Raw genomic sequence first — 16,647 nt, forward strand, 5'->3', positions numbered from 1 at the left:
GACCCGGCCATTCAATCCCACGGCCACTTAATCCCTGGGCCGCTCAATCCCCGCTACCGGTTCCGCCCTGACCTCCAGCTGCTGGCGTGGCCAGCGGATTTCCACAACCGCCCCGCCGGAGATCTCGTTGGAAAATTCGATGCCGGCGCCGAAATGCGCCAACAGGGTGCGGGCGATGAAGATGCCCAGGCCCATGTGCTGGCTTTCGCCACGGCGCCGGTCTCGCGGCCCGGTTGAATAATAGGGCTCACCCAGACGGCTCAGCACGGTCACGTCGAAGCCCGGGCCGTCATCGCCGATGCGCAACATCACCGACTCCTCGTCCCAGGTCAGATCGACGACCACCTTGTGCCGGGCAAACTGCATGGCGTTCTGCATCAACGTGCCCAGGCCGTGCAGCACCTCGGCATTGCGGGTCACGATCGGTTGGGTTGCGTCACTGTCGATCGCCGGCCCGGCCTTGATTTCCAGAACCACGCCGTCGCGTTGATGGGCCGCGGCGGCGGCTTCGACCAGCGCCACCATGGGCAGCCGGTGATAGGGCGAACCGTCATCCCAGGCCGGCCGCTCCGCCAGGCCGGCCAGAATTGAACGGCAGCGCAGGGATTCGGCATGCAGCAGTTCGACATCGTCGCGCCACGGCGAATCGTCAGCCAGCTCGCGCTGAAGTTCGCGCGCAACCACCGCGATGGTCGCCAGCGGCGTGCCCAGTTCATGCGCCGCCGCCGCCGCCAGACCGCCGAGGGCGGAGAGCTGCTGTTCGCGCGCCAGCGCCAGCCGTGTTGCCTCCAGGGCCTGTGACATCTGGCGATTTTCCTGCGCCACCGAGGATACATAGGACGCAATGAAGATCACCGCGATCACCAGAGCGGTCCACACACCCGCGATATAGACCGGCGAGAGCTGAATGCCACTGTTCGGCCAGGGCAGGGGCAGGTGCCAAACCGCCAGCACCGAGACCAGCGCCAGCGCCAGCGCCGAGATGATCAGCGTGCTGCGGCGCGACAGGGCCCAGGCGGAAACCACCACCGGCGCCAGAACCAGAATCGCAAAGGGGTTCTGCAGGCCGCCGGTGAGGCCGAGCAGGACCGCAAGCTGCACCACGTCGAAGCAGAGGTTCCAGATCGCCTCGCGGTCGCTGGCCCAGGTGGCACTGGGCCGGGTGACCGACAAGACCACGTTCAGCACCCCGGAAAAGGCGATCACCGCCATGGCCGGCACAAAGAGGATTTCGTAACCGAGGCCGAAATAGACCACCGCCAGGGTAATGGCCTGCCCCAGCAGGGCGATCCAGCGGATCGCCACCAGGGTGCGCAGGCGCAGGCGTCCGCCGGGCGCCGGGGCCGCCGCAGGCGCCGCAGTCTGGGCGCCAGCCTGGGCCTCGATCTGGGCATCGGTCTCGTTCATGCGGTCCAGTCTGGCCGCCCGCCGCGGAAAGGCAAGACCCGGCCTATGAGGTTTCGCCGGGCCCCGAGACGGCTGCCTCCGCAAAGGTCGCCATGCCGTTGTGGCAGGCAACCGCGGCCTTCAGCAGCAGCACCGCCACCATGGCGCCGGAGGCCTCGCCCAGGCGCAGCCCAAGATCCACCAGGGCCTCTTTGCCGATGCGCTGTAGCAAATGCTTATGGCCCGGCTCTGCCGAGACATGCGAGACAAGGCAGTGATCGATCGCGCGCGGATCCAGGGCATGAAGCACCGCCGCTGCCGCCGTGCAGGCATAACCGTCCAGCAGGACCGGCGTACGGGCCATGCGCGCGGCAAGGATCGCCCCGGCGATGGCCGCCAGTTCACGGCCGCCGAGACGGCGCAGCACCTCCAGGGGATCGTCCAGCCCGTCACGGTGAAGGGCGACGGCCTGATCGATGAGGCGCGCCTTCTCGGCCATCCGGGCGGCATCGATGCCGGTGCCCGGCCCCACCCAGTCCGCCGCCGGACCGCCATAAAGGCCGCAGCACAGCGCCGCCGCCGCCGTCGTGTTACCGATCCCCATCTCGCCCAGAGCCAGAACGTCGATTCCGCCTTCCACCGCCATCATGCCGTAGGCCATGGCTCTGGCGCAGTCTTCCTCGTCCATGGCCGGGCCCTCGGACATATCGCCGGTCGGCTCATCCAGGGCCATTTCGTAAACCCTGAGGTCGGCGTTCGCCAGGCTGCAGAGCTGGTTCACCGCCGCGCCCCCGTCGATGAAATTCCGCACCATCTGCGCCGTTACCTCGGCCGGGTAAGCCGATACCCCTTTGCCGGCGATGCCGTGATTGCCGGCAAAAACCGCCGTGTAGGGCCGCTCCACCGACGGCGGATTGCGTCCCTGCCAAGTCGCCAGCCAGACCGCCATGTCCTCAAGCCGGCCCAGAGATCCGGCTGGTTTGGTGAGCTGGGCCTGCCGGTTCCGCGCGATAACGGCGGCCTCTTCATCCGGCGGCAAAAGGGATTTCATCAGGTCGCGGATCTCATCGAACCTGACGATCGTCTCCGCAGCGGTCATGATAGGAACCTCCAAACACTCAAAACACAGGGGCGACGCAGATGTGCAACGGGGTTAGGCCAACGCGCCGAACTGTCATATAAACGGCCCGGAAGAGAAACACCGAAAACCACCATCAAAACAACGACAGATCACGCCCTTGCCCCCGCCGTCCACACATTTGTCGTCGCTTGTTTCACCGCGCGCCTGGCTGCAGGACCTGCAGATCGCGCTCGCCCTTCTGACGCGCCTGCCCAGCGGTCGAATGCCGCAGCGGGCCGCGCCGGCCCCCCTGGAAGACGCAACACCCCTGGCCCGGGCCAGCCGTTGCTACCCCCTGGTCGGGGCGCTGGTCGGGGTCATCGCCGCCCTGATCTTCCTTGCCGCCGACCGCCTGGGCCTGCCGCCAGGCCTGGCGGCGCTGTCGGCCATCGTGGCCACGGTCCTGGTCACCGGGGCGTTGCATGAAGACGGCCTGGCCGATCTGGCCGACGGCTTCGGCGGCGGGGGCGACCGCGCGCGCAAGCTGGCGATCATGCGCGACAGCCGGATCGGCAGCTACGGGGTCATCGCGCTGATCCTGGCGCTTGCGCTGCGCGCCGGCAGCCTGGCGGCAATCGCCGAGCCCGGGGCCGTCGCCGCCGCGCTGATCGCCGCCGAGAGCCTTTCGCGCGGCGGCTTGGCGGCCATCATGGCGGGCCTGCCGCCGGCACGGCCGGACGGCCTTGCCGCCCACGTCGGGCGCCCGGGCGGCAGCGCGGCCCTGGCGGCCATCCTGATTGCCGCAGCGCTGGCCTTCGTGCTGCTGGATTGGCAGGCCGCCGTTCTGAGCCTGCTGGCGCTGGTCGCCGCACAGGGCTTGGTGGCGCTGCTGGCCCGTCGCCAGATCGGCGGCTATACCGGCGACGTTCTCGGCGCCGCCCAGCAGATCGGTGCCACCGCGATCCTTCTGGTCCTGGCTGCCGCCGCCCCGTAAGAAGGCCCCTGAAGATGCTAAAGGAAAGAATATGACCATGACCCGTTGGTGGTGGGTACGCCACGCCCCGGTGATCGGCCAGGACGGGCGTATCTACGGCAACCGCGACGTTGCCTGCGACTGCAGCGACACGGCGGTGTTTCGCGGCCTCGCCCACCAACTGCCGGAAGACGCCGCCTGGGTTGTCACGCCGCTGTCGCGGACCCGGCAGACGGCAGCGGCAATCGCCGACCACTATCGTGCGGCGCCGGCCTTTGAGGTGGAACCGCATCTGGCCGAGCAGGACTTCGGCGCCTGGCAGGGCATGACCTATGCGGAGCTGGACGCCCAGCGCGAGGGCAGCTGGCATCGCTTCTGGCTTGCGCCCGCCGAGGAAACACCGCCGGGTGGGGAGAGTTTCGCGGCCGTCTATGCGCGGGTGGCCGCAGCGGTCGGCCGCCTGAACGAGCGCTTTTCCGGCGGCGATATCATCTGTGTCAGCCACGGCGGGCCGATCCGCGCCGCGCTGGGCCACGCCCTGGGCCTGACACCGGAAGCGGCGCTGGCCTTTGCGGTCGACAACTGCGCCCTGACCCGGCTCGATCACTTCGCCGGGAACGACGGCGGCAGCGGCAGCTGGCGCGTTGCGCTGGTCAACGGCCGGCCCCATATGCCCCAGATGTAGAGGCCCCGGCATAGGGAGCCGGGCCGCTGCGTCATCCAAAAAAGGCGAGAATCCGGCCGAAATGGTCACAGGCACACCCCTTCTGGACGTAGCAATGCCCCTCCCGAAGAGGGCGAGGGTCATGGTATTGTCCGCAGGCATCAAATTTCAGGAAGGTTGTTTCATGATTGGTTCAGCGATCCAGCGCGGCCTGCGAGGGGCCGCCGCCGCGCTCTTCATGCTGTCTTTCGGCAGCACCATCGCCGCAGCGGAAACCGAATCGGAAGCCCTGGTCACCGAATCCCGCTTGAGCGTCGAGCGTCTGTTAGCCGACAAGGATTTCTTCCAGCTGACGAATTTCGTCAAGAACGCCAAGGGCATCTACATCGTCCCGCAGTTGGTGAAGGGCGGCTTTATCATCGGCGCCGAAGGCGGATCGGGCGTGTTCATGTCCCGCGGCACCGACGGCAGCTGGTCTTCCCCGGCTTTCTATACCCTGGCCGCGGGCTCCATCGGCCTGCAGATCGGCGGCGAGGTGAAGGAAGTGGTCTTTGTGCTGATGAGCGACAAGGCCGTCGATGCCATGCTGTCCAGCGAGTTCAAGCTGGGCGCCGATGCCAGTATCTCCGTCGGCCCCATCGGCCGCGGGGTGGAGGCTTCCCGGTCCACGGACTTTACCTCGGACATCTATGCCTTCTCAAAATCCGTCGGGCTCTTCGGCGGCGGCGCCCTGGAGGGCGCGAAAATCTTCGAGCGCGTTTCCCTGAACACCTCCTATTACGGAAACGGGGCGACGGGGCGGAGCATCGTGATCGACCGCAAATTCAGCAACGGCCATTCCGACAAGCTGCGCGAAGCCTTGCCTTAGACCAAAAACAGAGGCACAGACGCGACAGCGCGCCGCATTGCAGGGCGCCGCCGTTACCTCTATCTGAGAGGCTGCCGCCCTGAGCGAAACCGCCGGGGCCGGGGCCCCAAAACAGGAGATCCACACCGATGTCGAAAAATCTGAGAATTCTGCTGATATCGGCCCTGGGTCTGCTGCTGCTGGCCGTCGGCTTCGGCACCTGGCTCTCGCTCCAGCCGCCAAAACCGACAGGGATCGTTTCCAGCGAAACGCGCAGCAGCGGCACCGCGCTGATCGGCGGCCCCTTCAGCCTGACCGACCATACCGGCGCCCGGCGCAGCGAAGCCGACCTTCAGGGCCGCTATTCGCTGATTTTCTTCGGCTACACCTACTGCCCGGATATCTGCCCGACGAGCCTCTCCACCATCACCCAGGGCCTGGACATCCTGGCCGAGAGCAGTGAAGCCAAAGCGGCCGCGGTAACGCCTATTTTCGTTTCCGTGGACCCGGCCCGCGATACGATCGAGGCCCTGGCGGACTACGTAAGCCACTTTCACCCCTCCATGCTCGGCATGACCGGCAGCGAGGCAGAAGTCGCCCAGACCGCCAAGGCCTATCGCGTCTTTTACAAAAAAGTCGAACAGGCCGACGCCAGCGATTATCTGATGGATCACTCCTCGATCATCTACCTGATGGCGCCGGACGGCAGCTATCTGAGCCACTTCACCCACGCCACGACGGCAGAGGAAATTGCCGAGGGCCTGGCCCAGCAGGTCGACCCGGCACAGACCGCCGGCAGCTGAAGAACCTCAGGCGGCGTACAGCCAGTCAGATATCGGCGATACGCTGGCCGCTTTCCGGATCGAAGAGGTGCAGGGCGCCGGGATCGGCGACCAGAGGCAGGCTGTCGCCCTCTGTCATCTTCATGGTGCCCGGCACCCTGAGGGTCAGGCTGTCGCTCTGTCCAGCAAGAACGCCGTGCGCCAGGGTGTCGGCGCCCAGGGTTTCCACCATCTGAACCTGCAGGGTGAAAGCGGCATCGCCGGCGCTGGCCGCGTGCAGATGCTCCGGGCGAACCCCCAGGGTCAGACGCCGCCCGGCCTGCGCGCCCATGCCGTTGGAAAGCCGGATTGCCGTGCCCTGGCTGACCGTCAGGCTGCCGCCGTCGCCGGCCACTTCGGCGGGCAGAAAGTTCATCGCCGGGGAGCCGATGAAGCCGGCCACGAAAAGACTGGCTGGCCGCTCGTAGATCTCCAACGGGCTGTCGATCTGTTCGGCATGGCCGCCGTTCATCACGATCAGCTTGTCGGCCATGGTCATGGCCTCCACCTGGTCGTGGGTGACATAGACCGACGTGGTGCCGAGACGGCGCTGCAGGCGCTTGATCTCCAGGCGCATCTGCACACGCAGCTTGGCATCCAGGTTCGACAGCGGCTCATCGAACAGAAAGGCGGCGGGCTTGCGCACGATGGCACGGCCCATGGCGACACGCTGGCGCTGGCCGCCGGAAAGCTGTCGCGGCTTGCGGGTCAGCAGTTCCTTCAGCTCTAGAATGCCGGCTGCTTCGGCGACCCGCTCATCGATCTCCGCGCGCGGGGTACCGGCGATCTTCAGGCCGTAGGCCATGTTGTCGTAGACCGTCATATGCGGATAGAGCGCATAGTTCTGGAACACCATGGCGATGTCGCGGTCCTTGGGCTCCAGGTTGTTGACCACCCGCCCGCCGATCGAAATCTCCCCTTCGGTGATGCGCTCCAGCCCGGCGATCATGCGCAGCAGGGTCGACTTGCCGCAGCCCGAGGGTCCGACGATGACGGCAAACTCGCCGTCGCGGATATCGACGGAAACACCATGGATCACCTTGGTGTCGCCGTAGCTCTTTTTCACGGAGCGGATGGAGATGTCTGCCATGGCGTTTCCTATTTCCCGTACTTCATTTTTCGGTCTCCACCAGGCCTTTGACGAAGAGCCGCTGCATGGCGACCACCACGAAAACCGGCGGGATCATCGCCAGGATCGCCGTCGCCATGATGAGATGCCAGAGCGGTTCGGAATCAGGCACCGCCACCATGCGCTGAATGCCCATCACGATGGTGTAGTAGGATTCGTCGGTCGTAACCAGCAGCGGCCAGAGATACTGATTCCAGCCGAAGATGAAGAGGATGACGAAAAGCGCGGCGATATTGGTGCGCGACAAGGGCAGCAGAATGTCCCAGAAGAAGCGCAAGGGGCCCGCGCCGTCGATGCGCGCTGCTTCGAGCATTTCATCGGGGATGGTCAGGAAGAACTGGCGGAACAGAAAGGTCGCCGTCGCCGAGGCGATCAAGGGCACCGACAGGCCGGCATAGCTGTCCAACATGCCGAGCTGCGCCACCACCTCGTAGGTCGGCAGGATGCGCACCTCGACCGGCAGCATGAGGGTCATGAAGATGACCCAGAAGGCCGTGGTGCGGAACGGGAAGCTGAAGTAGACGATGGCAAAGGCGGAGATGATCGAGATGGCGATCTTGCCCAAGGCGATGGCGAAGGCCATGACCAGACTGTTCACCATCATCAGCAGCACCGGCGGGCTGCCCGCGGCCTCAACCCCGCCGGTGAGCGCAGAGCTGTAGTTTTCGAGGAAACGGTCACCCGGCCAGAGCGGCAGCACGCCGGAGACCAGATCCTCCGCCGGATAGGTCGAAGCGACGAAGGCGAGCCAGATCGGAAAGGCGACCATCAGCGCGCCCAGAATCAGCACGATGTGGGTCACGGCGGTGAAGATGGGGCGGTTCTCGATCATCTCGCTCAGTACTCGACCTTGCGCTCGATGTAGCGGAACTGCACCACGGTCAGCGCGACCACGATGGCCATGAGGATGACCGACTGCGCCGCCGAGCCGCCGAGATCGAGACCCACGAAACCGTCGTTGTAGACCTTGAAGACCAGGATCGTCGTCGCCTGGGCCGGGCCGCCGGAGGTGGTGGCATGGATGATCCCGAAGGTATCGAAAAAGGCATAGACCACATTCACCACCAGCAGGAAAAAGGTGGTGGGCGAAAGCAGCGGAAAGATGATGGTCCAGAAGCGCTTGACCGGGCCGGCGCCGTCGATGGCCGCCGCCTCGATCAGCGACTTGGGAATCGCCTGCAGGCCGGCCAGGAAGAACAGGAAATTGTAGCTGACTTGTTTCCAGGAAGCGGCGATGACCACCAGGGTCATGGCATCCCCACCGCTGAGATAGTGGTTCCAATCGTAGCCGAGCTGTTGCAGGACGTAGGCCAGAACCCCGATGGAGGGATTGAACATGAACCACCAGAGGATGCCGGCGACGGCCGGCGCCACGGCATAGGGCCAGATCAACAGCGTCTTGTAAGTAGTGGCGCCACGCACCACCCGGTCGGCCATGGCGGCCAGCACCAGGGCGGTGACCATCGACAGCGTCGTGACCCCAAGGCTGAAGATAATCGTCGTGCGGAAGGAGCCGAGATAGGCCGGATCGGCGAAGAGATCCTCAAAATTCTCAAACCAGACAAAGCTGGAGCCGAGACCGAAGGGATCCTCGATCAGAACCGATTGATAGAGCGCCTGGGTCGCCGGCCAGATGAAAAAAACAAGCGTGATGGCGAGCTGGGGCAGGACCAGGAAATAGGGCAGGGCGCGCCCCTGGAAGATGACCCGTTTGTGCTGCATAAGAAATCAACCAGGCCCCCGGGGCGGCGGCGCAGCGGGCATACCGGACCGCCGCCGCCCATAGAGGGCAGGTGCCTAGTTGACGGTCTTTTCGAACTTACGCAGCAAGGTGTTGCCGCGGTTGACGGCATCGTCGAGGCCTTGCTGGGCGGTCTTGTCGCCGTTCCAGATGGCTTCCAGCTCTTCGTTGATCACGTCGCGGATCTGCACGAAGTTGCCGAGACGCAGGCCCTTGGAGTTCTCGGTCGGCGCGTTGCCGGTCATCTGCATGATCGCCACGTCGGTGCCGGGGTTCTCGGCATAGAAACCCTGTTCCTTGGTCAGCTTGGCCGCGGCATGGGTGATTGGCAGGTAGCCGGTGAACTGATGCCAGTCGGCCTGCACCTCAGCCGAGGCGAGGTAGGAGAAGAACTTGGCGACGCCCTTGTACTCCGCGTCCTCATGACCGGTCAGCACCCAGAGGGTGGCACCACCAATGATGGAGTTCTGCGGCTCGCCGGCATCCGGCCAATAGGGCAGGGCACCGACGCCGAATTCGAAGTCTTTGGCATTGGCCTTGACCCCGGCATAGGCCGCCGAGGAGTTCATGTACATGCCGCATTCCTGGTTATAGAACTTCGGCGCTGAATCGGAACGCCGGCCGCCGTAGTCGAAGATCTTTTCCTTCTGCCAGTTGGCCATGGTGCCGACATGCTTCACGTGCAGCGGCGAGTTGAAGGAGAGCTCGGTATCGACACCGGCAAAGCCGTTGGCCTTGGTGGCGAAAGGCACGTTGTGCCAGGCGCTGAAGTTTTCCAGCTGCACCCAGGACTGCCAGCCGGTGGTGAAACCGCAGGCATAGCCGGCGGCCTGCAGCTTGCGCGCCGCGGCCTCGACCTCGGGCCAGGTCGCCGGGGCCGCATCGGGATCGAGGCCGGCTTTGGCGAAGGCGTCCTTATTGTAATAGAGCACCGGGGTGGAGCTGTTGAACGGCATGGACAGCATGTTGCCGTCGGTGTCGGTATAGTAGCCGGTGACCGAGGCCAGATAGGCGCTGGGGTCGAAAGGCTCGCCGGCTTCGGTCATCAACTGGTAGACCGGCTTGATGGCGCCCTTGGCGCCCATCATGGAGGCGGTGCCAACCTCGAAGACCTGAACGATATGCGGCTGCTGCTTGGCGCGGAAGGCCGCGACGGCCGACGTCATGGTCTCGGTATAGTTGCCCTTGTAGATCGGGATCAGTTTGTAGTCGCTCTGGGAGGCGTTGAAGCCCTCGGCGATCTCGTTGACTTTCTCACCCAGCTTGCCGCCCATGGCGTGCCACCAGTTGATCTCGGTGGCTGCCAAGGCAGCGCTCGGCAGGCTGCCGGCAAAGGCGGCGGCGGCAGCCAGGGTTATGGCTTTGCGGTTCAGACGCATGAGGATTCCCTCCCTGTTAAGGCGACTAAGCTGATTTCGGCTCGGATAGTTCCAACTGGGCGCTGAAGCTAGCCATGAGCCGCGATGCTCTTTTGACATCTTTATTACTGTTTTATGACAGCCCGATTGTGTGCCCATGACGGCGCCTGAGCAAGATGATTAGGCATCGATCCCTCTTTTTGCGCACAAGCTTCGGATAGAGGGGCGCCGTGATTCTGGCTAAAAACCCTCATAGCACGCTATTTTCAGACGGGAGACCGGCAGATGGACATTGAGAGGGCGAAACAGGCGGTGAACGCAAAAGGAGGCGCCGGCACGCGCCAGATCGCGCTGGTGCGCGATGCCTGTGCCATGATCGACCGGAATGAGGGCGAGCGCCTGACCCTGGCGGAGATTGCCGAGGCCCTGGCGGTCAGCCCCTGGCACCTGCAGCGGCTTTTCAAACGGATCATGGGGGTCAGCCCCCGGGATTACGGCGATGCCCGCCGCGGCGCCGCCTTCCGCGAACAGCTGAAACAGGGCGAATCCATCGCCCAGGCGACCTATGGGGCCGGTTACGGCTCTTCCAGCCGCATCTACGAGCGGGCCGAGCGCCTGCTGGGCATGACCCCGGCATCCTATGCCAAGGGCGGCAAGGGCGCGGACATCGCCTACGACGTGGTGGACTCGCCGCTCGGCCGCCTGCTGGTGGCCGCCACCGCCAAGGGGCTCTGCTTCCTCAGTCTCGGCAGCGACGACGCGGCGCTGGTCGCGCAATTGGAGCAGGAATTTCCGAAGGCCGAGCGCATCACCCGCGACCGGCACTCCATCGCCCAGTCGGTGGCCGTGGTGATCGCCTTTCTGGAGGGGGAGACCCCCAACGCGGATCTGCCGCTGGACGTCCAGGCCACCGCCTTTCAGCGCCGGGTCTGGCAGGAGCTGATCGCCATTCCCTGTGGCGAGACCCGCAGCTACTCGGAGATCGCCGAAAGCCTGGGGGTGTCGAAAGGCCAGCGCGCCGTCGGCCGCGCCTGCGCCACCAACCCGGTTTCCCTGGTTATCCCCTGTCACCGGGCACTGCGCGAAAACGGCGAGCTGGGCGGCTATCGCTGGGGCCTGGACCGCAAGGCGGTCCTGCTGACCAGCGAAGCCGAACGCGCGGAGTAGAGCGTTTTCGACTTACGTCGAAGCGGTTCCGGGCCGGTGCCGTAAAACCGTCAAAGAGTCTGGCCGCCATGCTTCGAGACGGGCCTGCGGCCCTCCTCAGCATGAGGTTCAACAAATGACCCCACCCTGAGGAGCGGCCCGCAGGGCCGCGTCTCGAAGGGTCGCGCCCACTCGCTCGCCAGAGTCAGAGAAAGCGCCCGCGCTCCAGGATCTCAAGCGTGTACTGCTGGTAGGTCATGCCCAGTTCGCGGGCGCGCCTGGCGCGCTGCCGCACCACCTCGATCGGCGGGCTTTTCCAGGCTTCTTTCCTGGCTCGCTTCCAGGCATAGAGGTGCCACCCGGACTGCACCAGCGGCGGTCCGGCATTGTGGCCGATGCCGACCTCTTCCAGGCGCAGGCTATGGGGGCGCAGCAGGCTGTCCATTCAGATAACTTACTGACAAAAATCAATTATTCGCAATAGCGCTCTACACAATACTCCCCATGATCCTCTGCGCCCCGGCAAGCCGGCCTTGCCGGAATCCGGCGCCGGGGGCTATAGAGAGTCATGCCGACGCGAAGCGACGCCCCCCGCAGCATCCAGCTTCAGGCCCTGCAACCGGGCAGCCTGGATCTGGCCGAGCGGGACGTACCGGTGGAACTGCAGCGCCATCCACGGGCCCGGCGCATCAGCCTTCGGATCAGCAAGACCGGCGACGGCATCGTCATGGTCCTGCCGCGCCGCACGCCGATCCGCGAAGCGATGGATTTTGCCGAACGCAACAGCGGCTGGATTCTCAAACACCTGGAAGCCCTGCCCCCGCGCATACCCTTTGTGCCCGGTGTGGTGATCCCGCTGCTGGGTGTCGACCATCTGGTGGTGCACGACGCTGCCGCGCGGCGGGGCGTCTGGCGCGGCGAGGAGCGCATCGTCGTTTCCGGCCAGGCCGAGCATCTGCCGCGCCGGTTGGGCGACTTCCTGAAGCGCGAAGCCCGCGCCGAGATCACCCGCCGCGCCCGCGAAAAGGCCGCGCAGATCGACCGCCGCATCGGCCGCATCAGCCTGCGCGATACGCGCAGCCGCTGGGGCAGTTGTTCCAGCAAGGGCAACATGAATTTTTCCTGGCGGCTGATACTCACCCCGGACTTCGTGCTCGACTATGTGGTGGCCCACGAGGTCGCGCACCTGGCGGAGCTGAACCATTCCCAGCGCTTCTGGAAAGTCGCGGGCAGCCTGACCGCCGAGATGGAACGGGCCAAAACCTGGCTCAGCCACGAGGGCGCCCGGGTTCATCGCTACGGCTAGATCGGATCAAGTCCGGGATGACAGAAAAGGGGAGAACCGCCTCGGCGCAAACCGAAAACTAACCCGCCTTCGCCGCCGAGGGCACCCAGACATAGCCGTCGGGATCGACGATGAAGGCCTCGCGCAGGCCATGGGGCTTGTCGGCAGGGGCCTGCAGCAGATGGTGCCCGCCCGCTTCGGCCCGCGCCGCGGCGGCATCCGGATCGATCCCGTAAAGCCGCAGTTCCAGACCGGCGCCGCGGATCGCCCCGTCGCCGGTGAGGGAAAGCAGCGGGTTGCTGTGATAGCTGGCGTCGGAATGCAACATCCATTCCTGACCCCGGTAGCGGCAGACCGCGAAATCGCGGTCGCTGTAAACCGTTTCGATCTGCAGCACCTCTGAGAGAAAGGCCAGGCTGCGTGCCATATCGCGCACCAGCATGTTGACGCCGAAACCCGTCAGAGAGCGCCCATAGGCGTCCGCCGACATGAAACCGCCGCCCTGATCCGCTGCCCCGTCATCTGCCGCCATCGCGAAACCCTCTTGTGTTCTAAAGCCCTGCGATGACTATAGGGCGGCCCGGCCGCCGGCGGTAAGTCCACTTGTCCAATTCCTAGAGCAGAACCGGGTTGGATGGAATCGCTGAAGGCGATCCATCCAACCCGGTGAATCTGCTCTAACTGTTTGATATCGATCGGATTCACATGTTTTGTCGAAACCACGAAGTGGTTCCGTCAAAACATGATCCGATCTAAGGAGTCCAGATGGCCCGTGCCAACAGCCTGAGCGTCACCGTTCTTCTGACCGTGCTGGTGGCGCTCGGCCCGATTTCCACCGACCTCTATCTGCCGTCGCTGCCGGCCATCGGGACGGCTTTCGCGGTGGATGCCGCCGCCGTGCAGCTCACCCTCTCGGTCTTTCTCGCCGGTTTTGCCTGCGGCCAGTTGATCTGCGGCCCGCTGTCCGACCGCTTCGGACGCCGCCCGATCATCCTGGGCGGTCTTGCGCTCTATCTTCTGGCGAGCCTGCTCTGCGTCGTCGCCCCGGATATCGAGGTGCTGATCCTGGCGCGTTTCCTTCAGGCTCTGGGAGCCTGCGTCGGGCCGGTCCTCGGCCGCGCCGTGGTGCGCGACGTCTATGGCCGCGAAGGCGCCGCGCAGGTTCTGTCCTACATGGCCATGGCCATGGCGCTGGCCCCCGCCATCGGGCCGATCGTCGGCGGCTACCTGGAGGTCTGGTTCGGCTGGCAGGCCAACTTCCTGCTGCTGACGGCCTTCGCCTCCCTCGCCCTCATCGCCATCCTGGCGATCCTGCCGGAGACCAATAAATGGATGGACCCGGCGGCGACCCAACCGGCGCGCCTGGCCGCCAACTACCTGACGCTGCTGCGCCACCGCAGCTATCTGGGCTATGCGATGATCATCGCGTTTTCCTACGCCGGCATTTTTTCCTTCATCTCCGGGTCTGCCTTCGTGCTGATCGGCCTGCTCGGCCTGAGCCCAGATCTCTACGGCTTTTGCTTCGCCGCCATCGTGGTCGGCTACATGATCGGCACTTTCCTTTCCGGCCGCCTGACAAAGCGCCTGGGCCTGGAGCGCATGATCCAGCTCGGCAGCCTGGTGCAGGGCTTCGGCGGCCTTCTGGGCCTGCTGCTTGTCCTCGGCGGCATGGTGACCGTCGTCTCCGTCGTCGGCCCGGTGGCCGTCTTCATGATCGGCTGTGGCCTTGTGCTGCCCAACGCCCAGGCCGGCGCCCTCGGCCCCTTCCCGCGGATCGCCGGTTCCGCCTCGGCGCTGATGGGGTTCTTCCAGATGGGCTTCGCGGCGCTGGTCGGGATCGCCGTGGGCCATGGCAGCGGCACCTCCGCCCTGCCGATGATGGCCGCCATCGCCCTGGTTTCCCTGGGCGCCATCCTGGCTTATTGGCTGGTGGTGCGCCTGGCGCCGCCACTGGCCGCGCAAGCCGATTGACGCGACGGCAGGATAGACTGACGGCACCGGCCCGCACCCCCTCCCGGCCACCCACCAGGATAATCGCCTATGGGATATTTTGGGGGTGGCCGGGAGGGGTTGCGGGCTGGAACCGATCCGACGTAAGTCGAAAACGCTATAGCGTTCAGTCGCGCTGGCTTTCGCGCTTCCAGAACGGCTTGTCGTCCTGCTGGCTCGGCGCGCGTTTCTGGCTCGCCGGCCGCGGCGCCGCAGCCGGCTCGTCACCGGTCAGGCCTTTGAGGATACGGCCGATGAAACCGCCGATGCTGTCGTCCGCGTTCTGGGCGATGAGGTCGCCGCCACCGGGCAGGGACCGTTGCGGCTGGCCGTCCAGGGCCCGGGTCATGGTGCGGCCCCAGAGCTGGGCCGGCAGATTGCCGCCGGTGACCTTGTCCATCGGCGCGCCGTCATCGTTGCCGAACCAGACGCCGGTCACCAGTTCCGCGGTGTAGCCGATGAACCAGGCATCGCGGAAGTCCTGGCTGGTGCCGGTCTTGCCCGCAGCCGCCCGGCCCGGCTGGGCCGCCTTGCCGGTGCCCCAGACCACCGTCGCCGACATCATATTGGACATCTTGGCGATGTTGCCGGCCGAGACGACGGTTTCGCCGGCCGAGGCTTCGCGGCGGAACAGCAGCTTGCCGCGGGCATCGCGGATTTCCGTGATGCCGTGGGGGCCGGCGATGCGGCCCTGGTTGGCAAAGACCGCATAGGCCCCGGTCAATTCCAGCAAGGTCACTTCCGAAGCGCCCAGCGAGATACCGCCGTTGGGGCGCAGCTCGCTGGTGATGCCCAGGCGCCGCGCCGCCTCGACAACCTTCTTCGGGCCGACCTTCTGGGTGATGCGGACCGCAACGGAGTTCATCGAGCGGGCGAAGGATTCGCGCAGGGTGACCTTGCCGTAGTAGCGCCCGCCGTAGTTCTTGGGAGTCCACTTGCCAAACCGCACCGGGGCGTCCTGGACCTCGCTGTCCGGGTTCAGACCCGCTTCCAGGCCCGCCAGGTAGACGAAGGTCTTGAAGGCCGAGCCGGGCTGGCGCAGTGCCTGGGTCGCGCGATTGAACTGGCTGACGCCATAGTCGCGCCCGCCGACCATGGCGCGCACCGCGCCGTCCGGCGACAGGCTGACCAGCGCCGCTTGCCCGGCCTGGCGCGCCGCGGCCTGTTCGTTCAGCAGCCCCGTCAGTTCGTCCCGCGCGATCCGCTGCAGCTTGGGATCGATGGTGGTCACTATCCGGATGTCGCTGTCGATGCCGCCGAGATAGGCCCGCGCCTGGGCCAGTATCCAGTCGGCGAAATGCGGGGCCATATTGTCGTTGGCCACGCGGGTCGGGGTTTTCTCCGCCAGCGCCGCTTCGGCGGCGGCCCGGTTGATGAAGCCGCTCTCGATCATGGTCTGCAACACCAGACCGGCGCGTTGGTCGGCGCCGGCCGGGTCGCGGGTCGGGTTCAGCCGCGAAGGCGCCTTCAGAAGCCCCGCCAGCAGGGCGGATTCGTAAAGCGTCGCCTCGGTCGCCGGCTTGCCGAAATAGTGACGCGCGGCCGCATCGACGCCGTAGGTGCCGGCGCCCAGATAGACGCGGTTCAGATAAATGGTGAGGATCTGGTCCTTGGTGAAGCGGCGCTCCAGCCAGAACGCCAGCATCACTTCCTGGATTTTGCGCTTGAAGGTGCGCTCCGAGGTCAGGAAGAGGTTCTTGGCAAGCTGCTGGGTCAGGGTTGAGCCGCCCTGGGAGAGGCGGAGGTCACGGATATTGACGAACACCGCCCGCAGCAGGCCGCGAAAGTCGATCCCGCCGTGATCGTAGAAGCGCCGGTCCTCTACAGCGATGACGGCCCGGGGCAGATGGGGGGGCAGTTCATGCAGGGCGCGGGTCGCCCCAAAGCGGTCGCCGAAAGAGGCAAGCCGGCTGCCGTCCGCGGCCAGCAAGGTGATGTTCGGGCGCCGGGTAAGCTGCTCGATCTCGCCCACTTCGGGCAGGTCGTAGGCATACCAGGCCAGAACGCCGGTCCCCAGAACCGCAACCCAGATGGTCGCCACCAGCGACCAGGTCGCCACGCGGCGCAGAATGCCGGCGGCACGAAGCGCGCGCTTGCCGCGCGTTCCATTCTTCCGGGTGGAACGGCTGGAAACGGTGGTCTTGCGGCTGCGGCCCTTGGCGCTGCCGGCTTTCCCCGCCGGGCGCCCTGCGCCCTTACGATTCCCTTCGGCCATGGCCCTATAAATAGAGAAAGAGCGGGCGTTCCA

At 65.6% G+C, this 16,647-nt stretch carries 16 protein-coding genes; 7 read left to right on the plus strand and 9 right to left on the minus strand.

Annotated elements, in window-relative coordinates; genetic code table 11:
• Positions 1 to 27: 27 nt before the first annotated feature.
• The gene (locus tag HBA54_RS05785) at positions 28 to 1,407 is read right to left on the minus strand and encodes an ActS/PrrB/RegB family redox-sensitive histidine kinase (RefSeq protein WP_167222298.1); all 1,380 of its coding nucleotides are present in this window, start codon (positions 1,405 to 1,407) and stop codon (positions 28 to 30) included.
• Positions 1,408 to 1,450: 43 nt separating this feature from the next.
• The gene (gene cobT, locus HBA54_RS05790; protein WP_167222300.1) at positions 1,451 to 2,485 is read right to left on the minus strand and encodes a nicotinate-nucleotide--dimethylbenzimidazole phosphoribosyltransferase; all 1,035 of its coding nucleotides are present in this window, start codon (positions 2,483 to 2,485) and stop codon (positions 1,451 to 1,453) included.
• Positions 2,486 to 2,645: 160 nt separating this feature from the next.
• Here cobT and cobS point away from each other — a divergent pair, with 160 nt between their 5' ends.
• The 4 genes from cobS (at position 2,646) to HBA54_RS05810 (ending at position 5,733) form a co-directional block, all read left to right on the plus strand.
• Positions 2,646 to 3,440, plus strand: a complete 795-nt coding sequence (gene cobS, locus HBA54_RS05795; RefSeq protein ID WP_240932521.1) for an adenosylcobinamide-GDP ribazoletransferase — start codon at positions 2,646 to 2,648, stop codon at positions 3,438 to 3,440.
• 31 nt (positions 3,441 to 3,471) lie between these two features.
• Positions 3,472 to 4,104, plus strand: coding sequence for a histidine phosphatase family protein (locus tag HBA54_RS05800; protein ID WP_167222302.1), 633 nt, complete (start codon positions 3,472 to 3,474; stop codon positions 4,102 to 4,104).
• Between the two features lie 163 nt (positions 4,105 to 4,267).
• Positions 4,268 to 4,951 carry a lipid-binding SYLF domain-containing protein gene (locus tag HBA54_RS05805; protein ID WP_167222304.1) on the plus strand — a complete coding sequence of 228 codons (684 nt, stop codon included), beginning with the start codon at positions 4,268 to 4,270 and terminating at the stop codon, positions 4,949 to 4,951.
• 128 nt (positions 4,952 to 5,079) lie between these two features.
• Positions 5,080 to 5,733, plus strand: a complete 654-nt coding sequence (locus HBA54_RS05810; RefSeq protein ID WP_167222306.1) for an SCO family protein — start codon at positions 5,080 to 5,082, stop codon at positions 5,731 to 5,733.
• A gap of 25 nt (positions 5,734 to 5,758) precedes the next feature.
• Here the strand turns inward: HBA54_RS05810 and HBA54_RS05815 are convergent, their stop codons facing one another.
• The 4 genes from HBA54_RS05815 to ugpB all read right to left on the minus strand — a co-directional run bounded on the left by HBA54_RS05815 (position 5,759) and on the right by ugpB (position 10,000).
• Positions 5,759 to 6,841, minus strand: a complete 1,083-nt coding sequence (locus HBA54_RS05815; protein ID WP_167222308.1) for a sn-glycerol-3-phosphate import ATP-binding protein UgpC — start codon at positions 6,839 to 6,841, stop codon at positions 5,759 to 5,761.
• A 22-nt stretch (positions 6,842 to 6,863) separates the two neighbouring features.
• Complete coding sequence (ugpE, locus tag HBA54_RS05820) at positions 6,864 to 7,712, minus strand: sn-glycerol-3-phosphate ABC transporter permease UgpE (protein WP_167222310.1); 849 nt, start codon at positions 7,710 to 7,712, stop codon at positions 6,864 to 6,866.
• Between the two features lie 5 nt (positions 7,713 to 7,717).
• Positions 7,718 to 8,602 (minus strand): sn-glycerol-3-phosphate ABC transporter permease UgpA, encoded by an 885-nt coding sequence (gene ugpA / locus HBA54_RS05825; RefSeq protein WP_167222312.1) that lies wholly within the window; start codon positions 8,600 to 8,602, stop codon positions 7,718 to 7,720.
• A gap of 75 nt (positions 8,603 to 8,677) precedes the next feature.
• Positions 8,678 to 10,000, minus strand: a complete 1,323-nt coding sequence (gene ugpB, locus HBA54_RS05830; RefSeq protein WP_167222314.1) for a sn-glycerol-3-phosphate ABC transporter substrate-binding protein UgpB — start codon at positions 9,998 to 10,000, stop codon at positions 8,678 to 8,680.
• 264 nt (positions 10,001 to 10,264) lie between these two features.
• On the opposite strand from ugpB, the gene HBA54_RS05835 reads away from it, so the two are divergent.
• Positions 10,265 to 11,146, plus strand: coding sequence for a methylated-DNA--[protein]-cysteine S-methyltransferase (locus HBA54_RS05835; RefSeq protein ID WP_167222316.1), 882 nt, complete (start codon positions 10,265 to 10,267; stop codon positions 11,144 to 11,146).
• 184 nt (positions 11,147 to 11,330) lie between these two features.
• Here HBA54_RS05835 and HBA54_RS05840 read toward each other — a convergent pair whose 3' ends face one another.
• Complete coding sequence (locus HBA54_RS05840; protein WP_167222318.1) at positions 11,331 to 11,570, minus strand: hypothetical protein; 240 nt, start codon at positions 11,568 to 11,570, stop codon at positions 11,331 to 11,333.
• 123 nt (positions 11,571 to 11,693) lie between these two features.
• On the opposite strand from HBA54_RS05840, the gene HBA54_RS05845 reads away from it, so the two are divergent.
• Positions 11,694 to 12,431: a M48 family metallopeptidase gene (locus HBA54_RS05845; protein ID WP_205944435.1), complete on the plus strand. Its 738-nt coding sequence runs from the start codon at positions 11,694 to 11,696 to the stop codon at positions 12,429 to 12,431.
• 58 nt (positions 12,432 to 12,489) lie between these two features.
• Here the strand turns inward: HBA54_RS05845 and HBA54_RS05850 are convergent, their stop codons facing one another.
• The gene (locus tag HBA54_RS05850) at positions 12,490 to 12,942 is read right to left on the minus strand and encodes a VOC family protein (protein ID WP_205944436.1); all 453 of its coding nucleotides are present in this window, start codon (positions 12,940 to 12,942) and stop codon (positions 12,490 to 12,492) included.
• A 233-nt stretch (positions 12,943 to 13,175) separates the two neighbouring features.
• Here HBA54_RS05850 and HBA54_RS05855 point away from each other — a divergent pair, with 233 nt between their 5' ends.
• The gene (locus HBA54_RS05855; RefSeq protein ID WP_167222321.1) at positions 13,176 to 14,381 is read left to right on the plus strand and encodes a multidrug effflux MFS transporter; all 1,206 of its coding nucleotides are present in this window, start codon (positions 13,176 to 13,178) and stop codon (positions 14,379 to 14,381) included.
• A gap of 145 nt (positions 14,382 to 14,526) precedes the next feature.
• Here the strand turns inward: HBA54_RS05855 and HBA54_RS05860 are convergent, their stop codons facing one another.
• Entirely contained in the window at positions 14,527 to 16,614 is a 2,088-nt protein-coding gene (locus HBA54_RS05860) for a transglycosylase domain-containing protein (protein WP_167222323.1), read from the minus strand.
• Positions 16,615 to 16,647 lie beyond the last annotated feature (33 nt).

The organism is Pelagibius litoralis (genome assembly GCF_011683915.1).
GTDB lineage: Bacteria > Pseudomonadota > Alphaproteobacteria > Kiloniellales > Kiloniellaceae > Pelagibius > Pelagibius litoralis.